Annotated in this window: 15 protein-coding genes and 1 tRNA gene; 4 read left to right on the top strand and 12 right to left on the bottom strand. The window is 38.2% G+C overall.

All coding sequences use genetic code 11. The features are described from left to right. Window positions 1-160: 160 nt before the first annotated feature. Together I6F45_RS11980 and I6F45_RS11975 are read right to left on the bottom strand one after the other, a co-directional pair. Window positions 161-1,138 (bottom strand): SMP-30/gluconolactonase/LRE family protein, encoded by a 978-nt coding sequence (locus I6F45_RS11980; protein ID WP_197139609.1) that lies wholly within the window; start codon window positions 1,136-1,138, stop codon window positions 161-163. Next, complete coding sequence (locus I6F45_RS11975) at window positions 1,125-3,452, bottom strand: beta-galactosidase (RefSeq protein WP_197160617.1); 2,328 nt, start codon at window positions 3,450-3,452, stop codon at window positions 1,125-1,127. The genes I6F45_RS11980 and I6F45_RS11975 overlap by 14 nt, the downstream gene beginning before the upstream one ends. Window positions 3,453-3,891: 439 nt before the next feature. Here I6F45_RS11975 and I6F45_RS11970 point away from each other — a divergent pair, with 439 nt between their 5' ends. Next, the gene (locus tag I6F45_RS11970; protein ID WP_165727453.1) at window positions 3,892-6,261 is read left to right on the top strand and encodes a TonB-dependent receptor; all 2,370 of its coding nucleotides are present in this window, start codon (window positions 3,892-3,894) and stop codon (window positions 6,259-6,261) included. A 368-nt stretch (window positions 6,262-6,629) separates the two neighbouring features. Here the strand turns inward: I6F45_RS11970 and I6F45_RS11965 are convergent, their stop codons facing one another. The 7 genes from I6F45_RS11965 to I6F45_RS11935 all read right to left on the bottom strand — a co-directional run bounded on the left by I6F45_RS11965 (window position 6,630) and on the right by I6F45_RS11935 (window position 12,007). Next, window positions 6,630-7,250, bottom strand: coding sequence for an FKBP-type peptidyl-prolyl cis-trans isomerase (locus tag I6F45_RS11965; RefSeq protein ID WP_165727452.1), 621 nt, complete (start codon window positions 7,248-7,250; stop codon window positions 6,630-6,632). Between the two features lie 69 nt (window positions 7,251-7,319). Next, a complete protein-coding gene (locus I6F45_RS11960; protein WP_024590139.1) occupies window positions 7,320-7,706 on the bottom strand; it encodes a hypothetical protein in 387 nt (128 codons plus the stop codon). A 53-nt stretch (window positions 7,707-7,759) separates the two neighbouring features. Further along, window positions 7,760-7,850 (bottom strand) — tRNA-Ser (locus I6F45_RS11955). A gap of 158 nt (window positions 7,851-8,008) precedes the next feature. Next, the gene (locus I6F45_RS11950) at window positions 8,009-8,386 is read right to left on the bottom strand and encodes a hypothetical protein (protein WP_007582705.1); all 378 of its coding nucleotides are present in this window, start codon (window positions 8,384-8,386) and stop codon (window positions 8,009-8,011) included. A gap of 203 nt (window positions 8,387-8,589) precedes the next feature. Then, window positions 8,590-9,138: an NAD(P)H nitroreductase gene (locus I6F45_RS11945; protein WP_007582703.1), complete on the bottom strand. Its 549-nt coding sequence runs from the start codon at window positions 9,136-9,138 to the stop codon at window positions 8,590-8,592. Between the two features lie 130 nt (window positions 9,139-9,268). Then, window positions 9,269-9,952 (bottom strand): HvfX family Cu-binding RiPP maturation protein, encoded by a 684-nt coding sequence (locus I6F45_RS11940; protein ID WP_007582701.1) that lies wholly within the window; start codon window positions 9,950-9,952, stop codon window positions 9,269-9,271. Between the two features lie 93 nt (window positions 9,953-10,045). Then, window positions 10,046-12,007 (bottom strand): oxidoreductase, encoded by a 1,962-nt coding sequence (locus tag I6F45_RS11935; protein ID WP_197119180.1) that lies wholly within the window; start codon window positions 12,005-12,007, stop codon window positions 10,046-10,048. A gap of 219 nt (window positions 12,008-12,226) precedes the next feature. Here I6F45_RS11935 and sppA point away from each other — a divergent pair, with 219 nt between their 5' ends. Together sppA and ansA are read left to right on the top strand one after the other, a co-directional pair. After that, a complete protein-coding gene (sppA, locus tag I6F45_RS11930) occupies window positions 12,227-14,092 on the top strand; it encodes a signal peptide peptidase SppA (protein ID WP_197160615.1) in 1,866 nt (621 codons plus the stop codon). An 82-nt stretch (window positions 14,093-14,174) separates the two neighbouring features. Then, entirely contained in the window at window positions 14,175-15,185 is a 1,011-nt protein-coding gene (gene ansA, locus I6F45_RS11925; protein WP_007582693.1) for an asparaginase, read from the top strand. A 69-nt stretch (window positions 15,186-15,254) separates the two neighbouring features. Here the strand turns inward: ansA and gndA are convergent, their stop codons facing one another. Next, a complete protein-coding gene (gndA, locus tag I6F45_RS11920) occupies window positions 15,255-16,628 on the bottom strand; it encodes an NADP-dependent phosphogluconate dehydrogenase (RefSeq protein WP_165740831.1) in 1,374 nt (457 codons plus the stop codon). 377 nt (window positions 16,629-17,005) lie between these two features. Here gndA and pyk point away from each other — a divergent pair, with 377 nt between their 5' ends. After that, entirely contained in the window at window positions 17,006-18,442 is a 1,437-nt protein-coding gene (gene pyk / locus I6F45_RS11915) for a pyruvate kinase (RefSeq protein ID WP_007582689.1), read from the top strand. 68 nt (window positions 18,443-18,510) lie between these two features. On the opposite strand, the gene I6F45_RS11910 is transcribed toward pyk, so the two are convergent. Next, window positions 18,511-19,335 carry a LytR/AlgR family response regulator transcription factor gene (locus I6F45_RS11910; RefSeq protein WP_197160613.1) on the bottom strand — a complete coding sequence of 275 codons (825 nt, stop codon included), beginning with the start codon at window positions 19,333-19,335 and terminating at the stop codon, window positions 18,511-18,513. Continuing rightward, the gene (locus I6F45_RS11905) at window positions 19,328-20,404 is read right to left on the bottom strand and encodes a sensor histidine kinase (RefSeq protein WP_007582687.1); all 1,077 of its coding nucleotides are present in this window, start codon (window positions 20,402-20,404) and stop codon (window positions 19,328-19,330) included. Before I6F45_RS11905 ends, I6F45_RS11910 begins: the two co-directional genes overlap by 8 nt. Window positions 20,405-20,445: the final 41 nt, after the last annotated feature.

Genomic DNA, 20,445 nt, shown 5'->3' with positions numbered 1-20,445 from the left:
CGTATCAAGTAACCAATGACTAAGCATAAAAATACCCTCATAATCAAAAGATGATAAGGGTATTGTGAAGCAACCAAAAGATCGGTCAACCGATCAAAAATACCTTAACTGATCGGTGTTATGCTTATAGGGGCTTTAATTTAACAATAGAATAACAAGACTATTTTAAATCAAGTGCCAATAGCTGTGTATGCGCTGTTATATAAACGCGGTTTTGTGATTGGTTAAACGTTAGATTAGCACTAATATTTGGCATTTCAATTTGAGCTAGTAGCTCAGCATTTTTATTAAATAACCATAACCCATTGGGACCTGTAGCAAATATAATCCCACTTTTATGTACCTTTAAGCCATCTGGTAAGCCTTGGTCATGCTTAATTGCTGGTGGTAATTCATAAAATAAAGATTTACTTATCACTGCACCGCTGTCATTTAAATCATACTGATACCACGCAGGTTTATTAGCATTAGATGCCGCCACATATAAGGTTTTATTATCAGCTGATAATGCGACCCCATTAGGATAAATAAGATCACGATCCAATAAGGTAAGTTCCCCTGTATTTTTAAGTGAATATACCCCCTGAAACTTAAGCTCTTTGCCTTCATCATCTAATTGATTAGGTAAACCATAGGGTGGATCACTAAAATAAAGCATGCCTTGGTCGTTAAAAACGCCATCGTTTGGGCTGTTAAACTTTTGTCCATTATAATGACTTACAATTTGTAGGTATTGTGGTTTAGGCGTGCTTAATGGCGTCTTCATTTTTGATATAACACGTGAGCGCGATTGCAAAAGCACAAGCTCATTTTGTTTATTTACAATTAAACCATTTGAATAGCCACTATGCGCTAAGTACAAACTTGCACCTTTACCTGGTGTATATTTATAAACCTGATGATTAGGTATATCAGAATATAATAAATATCCTCCTTGATTAACCCAAACCGGCCCCTCTAGCCAGTCATAACCCGAAGCGAGGGGTTTAACATGGCTATTTAAGTTAAGCACTTCAAGCGCTTGCTCATTAAATATTTTGTAGGGGCCTTGCTCGAATAAAAGTGTGTTACTTTGCTTAGCAGATACACCCAAACAGAAAACACACACAGCGCTTAGTATATATTTAATTTTTTGCATTATTATACCTGCGTTCATACAACGATTTATTCACGCTTTTAGCTGCATCTACAAGCGGTTTGTAAGGAATGTCCGTTACATTTACAAAGCCTACATTGTAGTTTTCACCATCGTATGCTCGCCCAGTTAGTGGAGAGTCTATGTATTGAAACCAATGCGCACCAACAAAATATGGGTTATCTATAACGCTATTCATATATTTTTTGTATTTAGTACCACGCTCTTGCTGAGATTGAGTGTGTATAAGGCCTGGGTTTAATAGCCCAGAATCAAGCGCACCATTATGAAATTCACCTATTATGCTTGGCATGTCTATATCAGATAAAAATGCCCAAAAATCTTCATTTAATCCCTCTCGGTAATAGTTGTAGCTCATCACATCTACATGCGCGGCAGCGGCGGCTCTTATTTCAGGCGTCATACCCCAGTCAGCAAAACGTGCTCCCATATTCAGCTGATTTGGAAGGTGTTTAGCTATAGCCGCGTCAACCACTGCAAAATACTGATTAGCATAATGAAATAACATCGCTGATAAATCGATATTAGTTTGCTCGTTAAACTGCGTGAGTGCGACGCCTGCAGCAAACTCATCCCATGAGGCAATACGTGTATTCCATGCTTTATTAAGTTTGCTAATTTGGCTGTACTTATTTTTCATTAAGGTAACAAATTGTGCTTTAGTCGGGCTATTTTGGGCGTTATTTTTAAGTGTATTAATAGCAATACCATAACGTGAGGCGTCAGAATTCATCATGCCCCAGCTTTTTTCGTTATCAATAAATACACCAACACACCAAGGACTGTTTTTAACTTGCTGGGCTACTTTTGCAAGCGTTACATCTGCGCGCTCAACGAATAATGGATCAAATGGGTCAGGTAATGGGCTCCAGTAGTCGTTACCACTGCTTACCGTTTTGAAATTACCAATGATCCACGCATTAGCAAAGTAAGGTAATTGGTTAGTATGGTAATAGTCTTCTTCTATCCAATTGCCAAAAGAAGTAAAGCCCCATGAAAGCATGCGTTTTACAGTGGTATTTTGCCACTGTTTCATTAAGTCGTTGTTGTTATGGGTTTGATATTTTCGCTCTAAATTAGCGCGATAAAAGCTAAACGTTTCACCTTTTTTAATTGCACCACTGTGAACTTCGCGTCTGTAGCCGTAATTATCTGCTAAAGGGTTATTTTGCTCGGGTAGCCAATTAAACATATCAGATCTTAGTGTTGAGCTTTTATAACGTGTTGACCACGCAGTTTTTGGAGCTGGATTTAATCCTAATGAATCCTCTGGTGTTAAATCATTAGCTTCGCGCTGCTTAATATAGCTTTGGTCAAAATCGTAACCGGTAATAGTTGAAGTATTTGCCATACGAACGTTATCAATGCCGGTTGAAAAAAACAGATAACCTTCTGGGTCGACTAAACTCCATTTCCCTTTGTATTTTTCGGTTCTAAAATATCCCGTTGCCTTTAATTGTGGGCCGTTTTTCCAGCCACTATATTTAGAACGTCCTTTCATTGGTGAGTTTTGTAAGTTAATTTGCTCTTTTTGAGAAATAACTTGTAGCTGCTCTGTTGAAGATACTTTATTGGTAAAGTCTAATTTTGCATTTTGCCCAAATTTATCAACTAACCCTTTTAGATAGTTAGTATCAAAATTAGTTGGCTTTATAAGGCGTAAGTTGTCTATTAAAATTCGTTTATCGTCAAGTAGCCCTTTTACTCCAAATGATATTTTTACAATGCTGCTAACGTCGATATTTTTTTGTCCGCCTCTATAGATTATTGGCGTATAACTGCTTTTCCAACTTGGTGGGTTTGAGCGAATACCTGAATTAACATTTAAATTTGCGCCTTTTAATTCTATGTAATACGTATTTTGAGACTTTGCTGGCACAACAACACTTCGAGTTTGAAATTGTCCCGACTTGTCTATTGTCTTTATGTATAGGTGAGTAGAAGCCTCATCAGGGTTTTGTATATCAAGTGCAAGGGCAAAGTTTCCTGTTGCTTGCCAATCCCATCCTTTTGGGTTTATAAATTCAAAGTCACTTTCTACATTAGATTTAGATTTTAATGTAACCGCTAGTTTATGGTTTCCACCTTCCTTTATTAATGTACTAAAGCCATTAATTGTATTTATATATTGGCTGTAATTATCCTGTTCAAAATCAAAAATTATATGCTCTTTTTTTAATGGAGTGGCTCCTTTAGTTGAATCTTGATCTGAAGCTTTCGCATTGTGACATCCTGCAAGTACCGATAAACAAAAAAACGAGGATGCTAATTTTACACTATAAGGATTGAGAAACATGTTGGCCTACTATTGTGCGTGTTTAAATGTGTACTTTTGAGCAATAATTGATAGCTAAAAAGCGTTAAAACTACACAAGATAATTACACAAACGACGATATAAAACAATTAACTGTTAACAATGTAATGGATTTTAGAAGTGTTTTATAATAGAGGGAGCTATTAAAAAATATAAATTATAGGTAAAAAACATAAAATTCAATACTTTAAACACTACTCTCCATAATCATTAGCAGATATTCTTTGAGGGTACTACGAGTAGATTTGTTACAGTAAAGTAGAGTTAATGCCAGATTAACTTCTATTGTAAAGCAAACAGTTTATCGGCACTTTTAGTGGTTTGAACGCAAAACACAAGGTTATACTATAACATTGTTGATTCGTTAATTTTGTGGTGTTATATTATATCACAACATAATAACCACGAACCAATATATCCATGACAAAGTTAACATTAATCTCCTCTGCTATTTTTTCTGTTTTATGTTCTCAATCAGCTTTGGCTGCAACCGTTACCGGTAAAGTAATGGATGATAAAAATCAACCAATTAAAAATGCCTCTATCCATGTCCATGGCAAAAACCAAAGCGTTAAAAGTAATGATTTAGGCGAGTTTGCTATCGATATAGATGCAAACAGCCAATTACATATTAGTAAAGACAACTACATAGACTCTCGTATTACTGTTACCGAATCTTCAAATAATCTGTCTGTGTCACTTAAACCAACATCGGTTGAAACAGTGGTTGTTTATGCCTCTGCACTTCATAAGAACAGCCTAGAAATGATTTCTCCTGTAAGTGTGCTATCTGGTGATGAATTAAGAAATAAATCTAAACCAACACTTGGCGAAACTCTTAAAGGTTTACCAGGCGTAAATGCAAGTTACTTTGGCCCTGTATCATCAAGCCCAATTATTCGTGGTTTAGATGGCCCTCGCGTTAAAATCACACAAAATGGATTAGATGCCAGCGATGCGTCGCGAATTGGCCCAGACCACGCGACATCAAGCGACAGCCTAGCGGCAGAGCAAATTGAAGTGTTGCGCGGTCCAAGTACCCTACTTTATGGCTCTGGTGCAATTGGTGGCGTTGTAAACGTGGTTGATAACCGTATTCCTACTAGCAATATCGACGAGCTTACAGGCGCTGCTGAATACAGCCACGATACGGTGTCAAATTCAAACACCGTAGCTGCAAAACTTGAAACAGGTAATGAAGGCTTTAACTTTCATTTTGATGGTACTAAGCGCAGCGGCGATGATTACCAAACACCGACCTTTACTATTGCCGACGATGATGGCGATGTTGAAACCGAAAGCTCGGTAGAAAATACTTTTATTGATAGCGAAACACTCAACTTTGGTACCAGCTATGTTGGCGATCACTTAACGATTGGTTTTTCTTACGGTAGCATTGATACTGATTACGGTATTCCTGGGCATGAGCATCATCACGATCACGAAGGTGAAACTGAAGAAGAGCATGCAGAACATGAAGATGAAGCTGCTGAAGAGCCAGTTTACGCACATTTAGAGCAAGACCGCTGGCAAGGGCTTGTAAGTTACGCTCTTCATAATAACTGGATTGAAACCATCAACCTACGTGTTGGCTATACAGATTATTCACACAGCGAAATTGAAGATGGCGAAATTGGTACTACTTTTAAAAATAAAACGACTGAAGCACGTTTAAATGTAGAGCATAAGTTTGCTGATTGGCACGGAATGATGGGCTATCACTACAGCGATTCTGACTACGATGCAATTGGTGAAGAAGCATTTACACCCGCGAGTGTAACTACAACTAACGCATTATATTTACTAGAAGAGCGTGAATTTGGCGACGTGACAATAGAGCTTGGTGCACGTGTAGAAGATTACAAAATTGAAAGCCAAATCACGGCACACGAACATAGCCACGATGAAGTAGAAATAGATCATAGCGACGAAGAAGCTATTGGATACAATAAAAGCTTTACCAATTTAAGCGCCTCTGCCGGTGCCATTTGGCAGTACAAGCCGGGTCATAGTATTGCGACAAGTATTTCTCACTCAGAAAGAGCTCCGCTTTCTGCAGAGCTTTTATCAAATGGTTTACACATTGCAACAGGTACGTATGAGCTTGGCCTTGGTTATAACATTGAGGGTAATGAAGCACATTTTGAGCCAGAGAATATCAAGCAAGAAACCTCAACAAACCTAGATTTAAGCTTTAGACGTTTTAGCGGTGATTTTGGTTACACCGTTAACTTTTTCTATAACGATATTAAGAACTTTTATTTCCAAGAAAATACAGGTTTAGTTTACGATGAAGAAGATGGTTTAGAATCAGCTATTGGTGCACATGACGATGCTGTTGCGGTTTATCAGTTTACAAGTAAAGACGCAGAGCTTTATGGAATTGAGTTTGACGCACATTACCAAGTAACCCCAAGCGCTATGGTTAAAGTATTTGGTGACTCAACTCGTGCAAAACTAAAAGACGACGAAGGCAACTTACCGCGTATCCCTGCCAATAAATTAGGCTCTGAGTTACAGTACGATTTAGGTGACTTACAACTAACGCTTACAGGTACTCATTACTTTGATCAAAACGATGTAACTGCATTTGAAACAAAAACGGACGGCTATACGTTATTTGATGCACAAGCTAATTACCAATTAGGTTTAGGCAGTGTAGATGCACAGCTTTATATAAACGTGGATAACATTACTGATGAGTTAGGCTTTGTGCATAGCTCATTTATTAAAGATAAAGCCCCACTACCTGGCAGAAACTTCCGCTTTGGTATCCGTGGCTACTTTTAATAGCTGACAAGCTCTTTAGTTTATATATTTAAAAACCGCATTTTATTAAGGCGGTTTTTTATTTTTAGAATATATAATATCAACACGCAGTAATACTTAATCGATTTGAAGGATTAAACCTGACGCTAACTGCGTTAAGAATTTCTGATATACGACTGCATGGATGCAGGAGGTAGAGCAATGCAAAAGCAATTAGTGGTAACAACTAAACAACGAAATTTTTGCCTTGTTATCGACACAATTTTCTTAGCGAAAAATAGATCACTTAATTAAGCTAATTGGTATAAAACTCTTAAATTACAAACACAAAAAAGCCGTATTCAAATTGAATACGGCTTTTTACACTTTTAAATTAAAATGTATTTAATTTAAGAAATGATTTCGTGTAGCTCAACATCAAATACAAGCGTTGAGAAAGGTGCGATTGCAGCACCTGCGCCACGTTCACCATAAGCAAGCTCATGAGGAACGTAGATACGCCATTTAGTACCTACAGGCATCATTTGTAATGCTTCAGTCCAGCCTTTGATCACGCCACCAACTGGAAATTCAGCTGGTTGACCGCGCTCGTATGAGCTATCAAACACAGTACCGTTAATAAGTGTACCGTGGTAATCAACACGTACTGTAGACTCAGCTGTTGGCTTTTCGCCTTCGCCAGTTGCTAGTACTTCGTATTGAAGACCAGACTCAGTTACTGTGATTTCAGGACGTTTTGCGTTTTCTTCTAAGAATGAAATACCTTCTGCAGAAAGTACTTGTGACTCTTCTTCACGACGAGCTTGAATCTCTTCGTTTATTTTTTCAAATGCAGCTTGGATCTCAGGGATCTCAACTTGAAATGCGCTACCAGCGTACGCATCTTTCATGCCTTCAAATACTGAATTTAGGTTTAAGCCTTCAAAAGGATTAGACTTAAGTTGCTCACCCATTTGTAAGCCAATACCGTAACTTGCTTTTTCAGCATCTGTAGTAAAATTATCTGACATAATGTGTTTTTCACGTTTTGTTAGTTAAAAGACGCGACTATGCTATCACAAAATAAACCGCGTTTGGGGCTAGTTTTTGCTGAGTTTTAGCTTAATTAGGCCAACAATATAACTACAAAGCGGCAAACTGAATAAAATTCCAACAAGTAGAGGCATTGTTAGTAATCCTGATTCGCCAAACAGTAAAAATGGCACTACAAGCAGCCCTATACAACCAATAAAAACAGAGCCAATAACTGGCCAATGCTTATCGTATTTGGTAATAAGATGGGCAGCTAAAACATTAAAACCAACACCATAAATTAAACCGGTAATTAATGGATACTCTGGTTGAGCGTCTATAGCCATTTTTACTAATAAGCTAATAGCACTTTGATAGCAGTAACCAAATACCGTCCATAATAAAAGATGTTTTATTAATTTCTGCGAGGTTGGTAGGTTTGTTGCTTTAGTCATTTAGAAACTCCACAAAGCAAAAAACCGCCCATAAGGCGGTTTTTTTTAAATAATGGTGGAGAGATAGGGATTTGAACCCTAGATGGGCTATAAACCCATGCCGGTTTTCAAGACCGGTGCATTCGACCACTCTGCCATCTCTCCGCACGGCGCGAATAATATGGCTAAATACATAACTTGTAAAGAGCTAAATAGAAATTAATATAAAATATTAACATATTGGATAAAATAGACCCACTTTGTTCTTTTGTTAAGCTCTTCACTTTAATAAAAGTGTAGTTAATGGACTAAAGTTAAACACATTAATAATATTGTTTAGGTCTACGTGCAATCCAAGAGCAGATTAAACAAGCCAATATACTCAGTGCGGTAAAGGTAACGCCTTGAAAAATTAAATCGAATCGATTTAAATCATCACTTGGTACTACAACAAACATAAAAGCAGGTAGCACACTAAGCGATAAAACGTAGCAACATACTTTAAATGCACGCCCAAAGTCGAAACGTTTGGACTGGTGCATCCACCATGTTAACAACACAAGCATACCCATCGCTGAACCGGCTATAAAGTGTGATGCATTTGTGCTCATTGCAACATACAGTGTTACAAAAGCACCAATGATTCCCCAAATTGACCATGCTAGCCAATTCTCTTTTTCACGTAAAAATAAATTTCCCATAGTTTTCGTCTTCTTTATCGTTATTTTTATTAAGACTTTCCATAATGTATCAAAAAACAACCGATTAAAAAACAAACTGAAGAAGATTTAGTAAATTTAGTGCTTCCAAGCGCTTCTTACAGCCAAGTCATTAACTTTTAAATAATACTCTTTGTAACCTTAATGAATTATGACTATGTAAGTTGCGCAAAGTTCATACTATTTCACAAATTACTAAAATAGTTTTCTGGCTTATGGCGAGGCGACTTTTTACAATCGACTTCGGGTGTACCTATATATAAATACCCTACTATTTCATCTTGCTCATGTAAGTTAAGCGCTTTTTTAACCGCGCTACTTTGTGCAAAGTAGCCTGTGCGCCAAACACCGCCTAACCCTTGGGCAAATGCAGCTTGTTGCATCGCTAATACACTACAGCCTGCGCTTTGTACTTGTTCTATTCGAGGAACTTTTGGGTGTTCTTGATATTTAGCAATTGCTATTACAATCATAGGCGCACGAAGGGGAAGCTCTTTAGCACGGTTAATTACTTTTTCTTCTTGTTGCTCTGCCACTGCACTTTGATGGTAAATTTCACCCAGTTTATTGCGTGCATCACCTTGAGCAACAATGAACTGCCACGGTGCTATACAGCCATGATCAGGAACACGTAATGCTGCTTGCTTAATTATGTCGAGCTGCTCAGGCGTAGGGCCCGGCTCTGTTAGTTTAGAGTCTGATTGGCGGGTAAGTAAAAGCTCGATAGCGTTCATAACGATTCCTCAAAATTCAAAACGCTAGAGTAACATTTAAACCCTTAAAAAATAAATACCGAGAAATTAAAATGCAAAACGGCCGCAAAGGGTTAAGCTATGCGGCCGTTAGTAAAGTAGATTAAATACGTTATTCTTTTACAATATTTCGCCTTAACCAGTAATCTATACTAACAAAACGCCCACCGCCCATAAAAAACAAGCTAAGAAGCATAGCAAAATAAATTGCCGAAAATTCTATACCGTTGTTTAAAATAGACGGCTTGCCCTTTTCGTATAGATAATCAGGAAACCCGTGTTCTTCAACTAAGCCACGAATTTTACCTATTCGGTCTTGTACTTCTAGTGAGTTTTCAAGGCTTTCTTTAGCGCCCGGAATTGATAACCAATCGAGCACTTGCGCAGCACTTGTTTCTGGATTAGTTGGTGCTATTGCAAACCAACCATTATGCCAATGCACTGAGGTTGCAGCGACAACCATTGTGAACATAAGTGGGATACTGACCAAGCGAGTTAAAAGGCCAAGTAATAAAAACCAACCTCCTAAAAATTCACTCCAGCCAGCTAAAAAAGCTAGTAAGTCAGGAAACGGTAATCCTAAACCCCATTCATTATTACCAAACCATTGAACTACATCTGGAGATGCTAAAAAGTTATCAAAGAAACCTTCTGTCTCACCGCTTATAGCAAGTTTGTTATAACCTGCAATGATCATAACAGGGGCTAAAATCAAGCGAAATAGCAATGCAGGTAAACCATCTAAAAATGATAGTTTACCCAATATTGCATCATAAAGATTGGTTAGTTTATTCATGCGTATCCTGTGTGTTCACTGTTTATTAAGTTATAGACTATAAACAGCAAAGACCGCATGAATTGATAAACTATTTCAATTTATTTACAAAGGTTAAATACTTCTAGCGACCTGAAGTGCTTCAAAAATAGCGCGTTTAGCATCAATAGCTGCAGCTAGTTTAGCTCCGCCTATAACATGTACCTTTGCGTTATCTGTGTAATTTTCTAGCACTTCGTTATTAGAAACCTGGCCAATACAGGCAATAACAGTGTCTACTGGCAGTACTAGAGTTTCACCAGCAACATTAATAGTTAGTCCGCTTTTATCAAAGCTTTGGTATTGGCAATCAGCAATTTGCTTAACGCCATGCTGCTTAGCAACTTGGCGATGTATCCAACCCGTTGTTTTACCAAGCTCGCTACCAAAACGACCCGTACTGCGTTTTAACATATACAATTGACGTTCGTCTTTATGAGGTTGGGCTTCACACTCAATCCCCCATTGCGTTTTAAACTCGCTAATAGTTTGCGATTTATGTTCGCTTAAAAACGCAACCATATCAAAACCTATACCACCGGCACCTAAAATAGCAATTGATTTACCCAGCTCTACTTCGCCGCGTATAACTTCGTCATAAGCAAATACACGCTTATCATCGCTACACTTAATAGAGGCTTCACGCGGCCTAACGCCAGTTGCAAATACGATGTCATCATAGTTTTTAAGCATTGAATCGTCATAAGCTTTACCAAGCTCTACAGTTACTTTTAATCGCTCAAGCTCATTAGTGAAGTAAGTAAGAGTATGGTTAAAGTCTTCTTTACCTGGTATTTGCATAGCTAAATTAAATTGGCCACCCATTTGCGGTTTTTGATCAATTAACGTGACGTTATGCCCTTTTTGAGCCAAGTAACAACTTGCCGATAAACCAGCGGGGCCTGCACCGACTACTAATACGTTTTTAGCTTTGGTTGCTTGCTCTAACGGGTAATCTAGCTCAAATGCAGCTTGTGGATTAACTAAACACGTAGCACGTTTATTTTTAAATACGTGATCTAGACAACCTTGGTTACACCCTATACAAATATTAATTTGCTTAGATTGATTATTTGCGTATTTATTAAAAAACTCTGGATCGGCAAGTAGCGGCCTTGCCATCGAAATTAAATCAGCCTCGCCTGCATTTAAAATATCGTTAGCAATTTCTGGAGTATTAATTCGGTTAACAGCAATCACTGGCACGCTCACCACGTCTTTTAAACGTTTTGATGCTTCTTTAAATGCACCTGGCGGCACCATACTCGCAATAGTTGGTACACGCGCTTCGTGCCAACCAATACCTGTGTTAAATATATCAACACCCGCTTTTTCAAGCTCGGTAGCTTGTATGACAACTTCCTCTGGTGTTGAACCGTTTGGGATTAAATCAATGACCGACAATCTAAAAATAATTAAGAATTGCTCAGATACTTTTGCTCTTACAGCTTTAACTATTTCAAGCGCAAGTCGCATTCTATTTTCTAGGCTGCCACCAAATTCATCTTCACGTTTATTGGTGTGTGGCGCCATAAACTCATTAATCAAATACCCTTCAGAACCCATAACTTCAACGCCATCGTAGCCGGCTTTTTCAGCCATATAGGCAGAGTGCGCAAAGTCTTTAATTGTTTTTTTAATCGAGCCAAGCGTCATAGCTTTAGGTTTATAAGGATTAATAGGTGCTTTTATTGCACTTGGTGCCTGATTGAATGGATGGTACGCATAACGTCCAGCATGTAATAATTGCAAACAAATTTTTCCGCCGTGTTTATGCACAGCATCTGTGTAAGCGCGGTGCTTAAATACATCGTAATAACTATTAAATGAAGATGAAATAGGTGTTAATTTGCCACGTAAATTTGGGCTGTATCCGCCCGTAATTAACATTGCAGTGCCGCCTTTTGCACGTGCTTCGTAAAATGCACGTAAGCGTTTGCGGTTATGCCATCCCTCTTCAAGGCCTGTATGCATTGAGCCCATCACTAAGCGGTTACGTAATTGTGTGTGTTTTAGTTGTAATTGTTGTTCTAACATCTTGTGCCCCGTCAACTGGTCTAACCTGTATACATTAGCTAATTCTGCTTTAATGGCAAGTAATAAGCAATATGTGCCTTCATTTAATTAAAAAAAGCCATAAAAACATGTATTAATAGCACCTCATAAACACTTCGTTACGATTTAGCAGTTAAATTTATTTTTATTCTAGGCTAAGATGGAACTAATGTATTAACTGTACCAAATTAAGGAGCTATTTTGATAGCAAAGGTATTTAAAGGTATTTGGGCTGGAATTAACTTTTCTCGTCGTTTAATACTCAACATTCTGTTTTTATTACTGGTAATTGTTTTCTTAGTGTCACTCTCAAGTGACGACGATAAAATAATAGTTGAAAATGGCTCTGTGCTTAGGCTTAACCTAAATGGCCCTATTGTTGAAGAAAAAACATACATAGATCCGGTCGAAGCTGCAATTAGTGATGCAACTTCTGGTTCTGAAGCGCCAAGCGAAATATTACTCGACGATATTGTTGAAGTAATAAACGAAGCGACTAAAGACGATCGCATTACGGTGATGCTGCTTGATTTACAAGAAATGCCTAAAGCACATTTAAACAAACTTAAGCAAATTACCAATGCTATTGATGCATTTAAACAAGCTGGCAAAAAAGTGATTGCATCGGGTTATTACTATACCCAAGCACAATACTATATTGCATCACATGCTGATGAAATAGCTATGCACCCATACGGTAGCGTAGGTATTGAAGGTTACGGCATGTATCCGCTTTACTTTAAAGATGCACTTGAAAAGCTTGAAGTAACGCAGCATATTTTCCGTGTTGGTACATTTAAGTCAGCAGTAGAACCTTTCATTCGGAACGACATGTCTGAAGCAGCCAAAGAAGCTAACCGTGTTTGGTTGGGCGCTCTTTGGAGTGAATACAAACAAGATGTTGCTGCGGTTCGCCCATTTGATGAGTCAAATTTCGACGAGACAATGGACGTATATCTTGAAAAAATGAAAGCTGCAGATGGCGATGCAGGTAAATATGCACTTGACCACCAGTGGGTTGATTCTTTAAAAACAAATCAACAAGTTCGCAAACAATTGATTGATTTAGTTGGCGCACAAGAAGATGGCAAAACATTTAAGCAAGTTTCATTTCGTGAATACTTAAGCTTGGTTAAACCACCGATTGAATTTGATAACCCTATTACCGAAAAAGTCGCCGTTGTAGTTGCTAAAGGTACAATTGTGGATGGTGAGCGTAAAGCTGGCGAAATTGGTGGCGACTCTACAGCAGCCCTACTTCGTAAAGCACGCCTTGATGACAAAGTTAAAGCGGTTGTACTGCGCATTGATTCAGGTGGCGGTAGTATGTTTGCCTCTGAAGTTATTCGTGCAGAAGTATTAGCGCTTAAAGCTGCTGGTAAGCCTGTTATTGCCTCTATGAGCTCTGTAGCTGCATCAGGTGGTTATTGGATTGCCTCTGCTGCAAACGAAATCTGGGCAGCACCGAGTACTATTACAGGGTCGATTGGTGTGTTTGGTACGTTTATGACATTTGAAAAAACCTTATCTAAAATTGGTGTTTATTCAGATGGCGTTGCAACAACCGAAATGGCTGGTTTTTCTATCACTCGTCCCCTAAACGAAAAAATGGGTCAAGTAATTCAGATGAGCGTTGAAGAAGCATACGGTCGCTTTTTAAACGTTGTCGCTGATGCCCGTAATATGACGCCTGAGCAAGTTGATAAAATTGCCCAAGGCCGCGTATGGATTGCATCTCAAGCACTTGAACTAGGTTTAGTAGACAAACTTGGTGATAAACAAGATGCTATAAAAGCAGCTGCAGCACTTGCAAAACTTAATCACTATGAAGTTAAAACCATTAAACAAGATTTAAGCTCGCAAGAAAAAATGATTCAAAATATTTTTGGTAACACGTCTATTAAATCGATGCTTGGTTTACAAACACAAAAAACATCTGTGTTAGCAACGCAAGCTAACTTGCAAAGCGTTATTAACCAATTAAGTACTGAAGTTGAAAACCTTAAAGATTACAACGATCCACAAGGTGTATATGCACGTTGTTTAGTGTGTAATGTTGCACAATAAAAGTGCATAGCTTTACCTAATCAGCTGTATTTAAAGTTACTTAACGTTATACTAAGCCCAGTTTTTTTACTGGGCTTTTTTTATGAAACGTAAACGCATTTATATCGCTTATACTGGCGGTACTATAGGTATGAAAAAATCGAGTCGAGGTTATATTCCTGCTGAAGGTTTTTTAACAGAAACCGTAGTGAACAACGCAGAGTTTAACCGTGATGAAATGCCTTTGTTTGATATTCACGAATACTGCCCTCTTATAGATTCTTCAGATATGTCTCCTGAGCATTGGCAACTTATTGCTGATGACATTAAAGATAAATACCAAGATTATGATGGTTTTGTTGTGCTTCATGGCACCGATACAATGGCGTATACAGCCTCAGCACTATCGTTTATGTTCGAAAACCTAACTAAACCTGTGATTGTAACTGGCTCACAAATTCCGCTTTCTCAATTACGCTCAGATGGTCAAGTAAACCTTCTGAATGCAATGTATTTAGCGGCAAATTATCCAATTGCAGAAGTAAGTCTATTTTTTAATAACCAACTGTTTAGAGGTAACAGAGCAACTAAAGCCCACGCCGATGGATTTAATGCATTTGCGTCGCCTAATCTTGATCCCTTAGCGTTATCGGGTATTAGTATTCAACTTATTAAAGGCCAACTTAGTCCTTATGTTGAAAATGAGCTGCAAGTTACTCCTATTACACCTCAACCCATTGGTGTGCTTTATTTATACCCTGGTATTAGTCAAGAAGTGGTTAAAAGCTTAGTTAATGGCAATATTAAAGCCTTGGTGTTGCTTAGTTTTGGTGTAGGTAATGCACCGCAAGATCCTAACTTTTTATCAATACTTGAAGAAGCAAGTAAACGTGGCGTCGTTATTGTTAATTTAACCCAGTGCTTAAAAGGCCATGTAAATATGGGCGGCTATGCAACGGGTAATGCACTGTTAAATATTGGTGTTATTAGTGGATACGATATGACCCTTGAAGCGTGTTTAACTAAATTACATTATTTATTTAGCCAAAAGCTAGAAGTAGAGACGATTCGTCATTTAATGCAAGACAATTTACGTGGTGAATTAAGCCGTTAAATCTCACCGCGCCTAAAATACAAAAGGCACGCTAAATAGCGTGCCTTTATCGTTTTAAACAACTGTTTATTACCTAACTTTAGCGTCGATATCTACTAAGTCAGTTAAATGGCATGTTTCACCGCTATGGGTTTTAACGCCGTGCTCACCAAAGTAATCACGCTGGGCTTGAACTAAATGCCCATTACTCGGTGTGGTTAATGTTGCTAAATACGTTTGTGTAGCACCCAATACAGGGAATGCTAAACCAGTCATTATTGCTTGTCCGGTAATTTTGCGCAAAGAGTTAGACTCTTTCTCAAGGGTATCAATAAATTCAACACCTTGTGCAACGCTATCAAGGTAGTCAGCACGAATAATACAACCAGAACGCCACGTTTGAAGCGTTTTAGATAAATCAACTTTCCACTGATGAGTACGTGATGCACCTTTAATTAACGCTAAACCTTGGCGATACGCTAGTAAGCTTGCAAGTAAGAACGCTTCTTTTAGCTCTTCTAAATCAATTTCAACATTGTTAGTTGATTTAGATGCATACGTCATCTCTTGTGCAGCCGTTGTATTACATGCATTAGTTAAATGACGAGCTTGTACAGCAGCAACAAGTGAAGGAACTGCGATACCAAGTTCTAGTGCATTTTGCGCAGTCCAAAGACCAGTACCTTTAGCGCCAACTTTATTATCAATTAAGTCCGCAAGCGGTACATTATTATGATTTTCAAGTGACAATATGTGGCTAGAAATAGACAGTAAATAGCTATTTAATTGACCTTCTGACCAGTCATTAAATATCTCAGCCACTTCTTTTGGAGAACGATTAGTGCCTAAACGAAGTAATTGGTACACTTCTGCAATAAGTTGCATAAGTGCGTATTCAATACCGTTGTGAACCATTTTTACAAAATGACCACTTGCTGATTGACCAACACGTGCAAAACACGAGTCGCCATTATAGCTAGCAGCTACTTTTTCAAACCATGGCTCAATACGTTCCCAACCACCCTCAGAACCACTTGCCATCATTGCAGGACCATGGCGAGCGCCTTCTGCACCGCCAGAAATTCCCATAGTGGCAAATTCAAATTTATTTTGGTATTTAAGTTTACGCGTTATACCGTCTTTATAATTACTATTACCGCAATCGACAATCATATCGTCACAGTTAACGCCGGCCTCTACAAGTTCATTACAAACTGTATCAACTAACTCACCAGCAGGAACAAGTAATAAAATAGAACGAGGTGCCTCTAAACGCCTTACCATGTCTCTTAAATCAGAGACAATGTGAAGCCTATCAGCCATGCCTTGAGATTTAGCACAACTTAGTAACTCTTCACCCGCATGTGGGTTTTTGTCATAAGCGACTAGCGTTATCCCTTTTTCAATCAAGTTTAGGGCAAGATTTTTTCCCATAACGCCTAACCCTACTAATGCAACTTGCATCTAGTGTCCTCCTCGGTAACAACTATTTGGTTAGAAAATTCAGTGTATAAATTAAATAATACCGCGTGCATTATACTCATGCAGTCATAAAATACTAATTATGAGTCAATACAACATGCTTTTTTATTACAGATAAATAAGCTACGTAATTATATCAAACATCAATGGTCTCGGGGTGACTAAAAGCAAAGCTAATTGAAATTAAGATCATTGACGCATTCTGACACCGGTGTCATAATGATGACACAATAGTTTTGTATAAAATAGTGGCAAACCTTTGAAGTTTGCACATAACTAAAATATTTTATTCTAATATAGATATTTTAAGTCAACAAAATAACGTCAACATGCTTTCACCAAGCAAACAGGAGAAATTGATGCTAAGACGCACAAAAATAGTCGCTACCCTTGGACCTGCTACCGATAGAGATAACAACTTAGAAAAAATTATTATCGCTGGGGCTAATGTAGTACGTTTAAACTTCTCACATGGTGTTGCCCAAGATCATAAAGACCGTGCACAAGCTGTACGCGATATTGCAAAAAGATTAGGCAAGCATATTGCTATCCTTGCTGACCTTCAAGGCCCTAAAATCCGCGTTTCTACTTTTAAAGAAGGTAAAGTAACGCTTGCTGTGGGTGCAAAATTTACCCTTGATGCAAAAATGGAAAAAGGCGAAGGCGACATAAACTCTGTAGGTATTGATTATAAAGAATTACCTAACGATGTAAGCCCTAACGATTTACTACTTCTAAATGACGGCCTTATTCAATTAAGTGTTGATGAAGTAGCTGGGCATTTAGTGCATTGTACAGTCACTGTTGGCGGTGTTTTATCTAACAATAAAGGTATTAACCGTTTAGGTGGTGGCTTAACTGCTCCAGCATTTACTGAAAAAGACAAAGAAGATTTAATAACTGCCGCTGAAATTGACGTAGATTACATTGCCGTATCATTCCCACGTAGTGGCGACGATATGCGCTACGTACGCTCACTTGCTGAAGCTGCTGGTTCAAAAGCACAGTTACTTGCTAAAATTGAACGTGCTGAAGCCGTTGAAACCCAAGAAGCTGTTGATGACATCATTTTAGCGTCTGACGCAGTAATGGTTGCTCGTGGTGATTTAGGTGTTGAAATTGGTGATGCTGCTCTTATGGGCAAGCAAAAACTAATTATTCGTCGTGCTCGTTCATTAAACCGTACTGTAGTTACAGCAACGCAAATGATGGAATCGATGATCGATAACCCTATGCCTACACGTGCAGAAGTTATGGATGTTGCAAATGCTGTTCTTGATGGAACAGATGCTGTAATGCTTTCAGCTGAAACAGCTGCAGGTGATTATCCTGAAGAAACAGTTGCGACTATGGCACGCGTTTGTTTAGGCGCTGAATCGCAAAAAGAAACGCACGTTTCTAAACACCGTTTAGATAGTCGCTTTTCTAACAATGCTGAATCAATTGCGCTTTCTGCTATGTATGCAGCTAATCACTTAGATTCTGTTAAAGCAATTATCACACTTACTGAATCTGGTAGTACGGCTAAATTAATGTCGCGTATCAGCTCAGGCTTACCAATCTACTCGCTTTCACGTCATGCCAGTACATTAGGTCAAACAGCACTTTATCGTGGTGTTTACCCAGTATTTTTTGATTCTACAAAAACTGAAAAAGACGGTATGGTAAAAGCCGCGCTTGATACTTTAGTTTCTCAAGGGTCTTTACAGTCTGGCGATACAGTAATCATTACTCACGGTGACTCAATGGAAACTGTGGGCGCAACTAACACAATGAAAATTGTAACTGTTGCGTAATTAAACGCCGAATATAAAAAATGCGAGCTTAGCTCGCATTTTTTGTGTCTGTAATAAAAGCGTTGGCTTTAACTTGCTAATGCCGCTTTAACCTTATCTCGGTAGCTACGGCTCACTTTTAATTCTTGGCCATTTTCAAGTACTAATAAATACTCACCACTTACTTGTGTAACCAGTTTACTAATTTGTTTTGTATTTACTATTGCGCTGCGGTGCACACGCACAAATAACTGAGAGTCGAGCTCTTGCTCAAGCTCTTTCATTGTTTTACGTAGAATATGCGTTTGTCCGTCTTCACAGTGTAAACACATATAGTCACCTGCTGCATCAACCCATTGGATAGTCGCTACAGGTACCCGTATAATTTCACCCTGCTCTTTTACAGCAAGCGATTCTGGGTAACGTCTGTCTGTTAGCATATCGCCAGTGGCTAATTTTTTAAGTATTTCTTCGCAATTGTTACCAGTAATACCGGCTACAAAACTCGCTAGCTTTTTCTTATGGGCGTTGTCTTGCTGCGTTTTTAAGTAGGTATGCACTTTTTCTACCGCCTGTTTTAGTCTGTTATCATCAACGGGTTTTAAAATGTAATCGAGAGCATGAATTTCAAACGCTTTTACAGCAAACTGGTCAAAGGCCGTTACAAATACGATCGCTGGTAATGCTTTTGAGCTTTCGCTAAGGGCTCTTGCTACTTCAAAGCCATTCATACCTGGCATTTGAATATCTAAAAAAACCAAATCAATTTTCTCGCTTTGACACATTTCAATTGCATCAGCGCCTGAACTACACAATTTAATTACTTCAATATCAGAGTATTCTTCGAGCCTTACCGCTAAACCTTTTCGTGCTAACGGTTCATCATCAACAATGAGTGTTTTTATTTTAGTCATTTTTCACAGCCTTCTCAAAAGGTACTCGCAGATTAACTTTTAATCCACTTGGCGTATTATGTGATAATACAAACGAATAATTATTTTCATACAACGTTTTTAATCTATCTTTGGTATTAGCGACACCTACGCCTTGAGCGTTAACTAATTGGCCATCGAGTATGTCAGTACCTGGGCCGTTGTCGCCCACTTCTAGTAATAACTCATTCGCAAATACCTGTGCTTTTATATCAATTACTCCACCTTCTGTTAGATGGGCAATAGCATATTTAATCGCGTTTTCTATAATAGGTTGCAAAATTAAGCTCGGTACTAAAGCCTCTTTAGCTTGCTCGCTTATATCTACATTTACCTTTAATCGCTCATCAAAACGTACACGTTCTATTTCTAAGTAAAGCATGAGCGCATGTAACTCTTGCTCTAGCGGTACTTTCTTTATTGGATCGGTATTTAATGTATAACGTAGAAAGTCACTTAGCCTTGCTACCATTAAGTTAGCATCTTTGTTTTCTTTAACCAAAATTAAAGTAGAAATAGCGTTAAGTGTATTGAATAAAAAATGGGGATTAAGCTGATACCTAAGCATTTTTAATTGCGCTTCGTGTGCCATAGTTGTGGCTTTTAGTGCTTTTTGTCGCTCACTTTGTAATAACTGATAATATTTAACGCCAAAGTACAGACCACTCCAACATAAAATAATATAAACCGAATCTAAACCTTGCTGCAGGTAATAAAACCACTCCTCTGGTCTATAACCATGGCGGTATATTTCCCACAAATTAAATTTTTGAACGACAGCCCATAAAGTACCTGTTACATAAGAGGCACCAAATACCACAATCATTAATACCCAAGGCGAGGCATTCCAAATTTTACGGTAAATATACCTAAGCGGTACTGTCATTAAGCAACCAGCGTAAGCATTTAATAAAATAACAAATACGTATATATCACGCATTTCAAATACTTTAGAGCCAATATAATTTACTAACGCATAACCAATCCAGCCTGCAATTTGCAAAAGCCAAAAAAAGCGCTGTCTGTTATCGACTAAAGATTGCCAGTTCAAAATAGATGTTTACTCCGTATAGTTAAAGACTAATTCCATAA

The sequence above is a fragment of the Pseudoalteromonas sp. SWYJZ19 genome (genome assembly GCF_015864375.1).
Classification (GTDB): Bacteria; Pseudomonadota; Gammaproteobacteria; order Enterobacterales; family Alteromonadaceae; genus Pseudoalteromonas; species Pseudoalteromonas arctica.
This window is presented reverse-complemented; position numbering and strand designations above follow the sequence as displayed.

What these genes read in the sequence shown, in the direction of transcription:
- I6F45_RS11980 (WP_197139609.1), bottom strand. Translation starts at nt 1,138, where the DNA reads ATGCAAAAAATTAAATATATACTAAGCGCTGTGTGTGTTTTCTGTTTG.
- I6F45_RS11975 (WP_197160617.1), bottom strand. Translation starts at nt 3,452, where the DNA reads ATGTTTCTCAATCCTTATAGTGTAAAATTAGCATCCTCGTTTTTTTGT.
- I6F45_RS11970 (WP_165727453.1), top strand. Translation starts at nt 3,892, where the DNA reads ATGACAAAGTTAACATTAATCTCCTCTGCTATTTTTTCTGTTTTATGT.
- I6F45_RS11965 (WP_165727452.1), bottom strand. Translation starts at nt 7,250, where the DNA reads ATGTCAGATAATTTTACTACAGATGCTGAAAAAGCAAGTTACGGTATT.
- I6F45_RS11960 (WP_024590139.1), bottom strand. Translation starts at nt 7,706, where the DNA reads ATGACTAAAGCAACAAACCTACCAACCTCGCAGAAATTAATAAAACAT.
- I6F45_RS11950 (WP_007582705.1), bottom strand. Translation starts at nt 8,386, where the DNA reads ATGGGAAATTTATTTTTACGTGAAAAAGAGAATTGGCTAGCATGGTCA.
- I6F45_RS11945 (WP_007582703.1), bottom strand. Translation starts at nt 9,138, where the DNA reads ATGAACGCTATCGAGCTTTTACTTACCCGCCAATCAGACTCTAAACTA.
- I6F45_RS11940 (WP_007582701.1), bottom strand. Translation starts at nt 9,952, where the DNA reads ATGAATAAACTAACCAATCTTTATGATGCAATATTGGGTAAACTATCA.
- I6F45_RS11935 (WP_197119180.1), bottom strand. Translation starts at nt 12,007, where the DNA reads ATGTTAGAACAACAATTACAACTAAAACACACACAATTACGTAACCGC.
- ansA (WP_007582693.1), top strand. Translation starts at nt 14,175, where the DNA reads ATGAAACGTAAACGCATTTATATCGCTTATACTGGCGGTACTATAGGT.
- gndA (WP_165740831.1), bottom strand. Translation starts at nt 16,628, where the DNA reads ATGCAAGTTGCATTAGTAGGGTTAGGCGTTATGGGAAAAAATCTTGCC.
- pyk (WP_007582689.1), top strand. Translation starts at nt 17,006, where the DNA reads ATGCTAAGACGCACAAAAATAGTCGCTACCCTTGGACCTGCTACCGAT.
- I6F45_RS11910 (WP_197160613.1), bottom strand. Translation starts at nt 19,335, where the DNA reads ATGACTAAAATAAAAACACTCATTGTTGATGATGAACCGTTAGCACGA.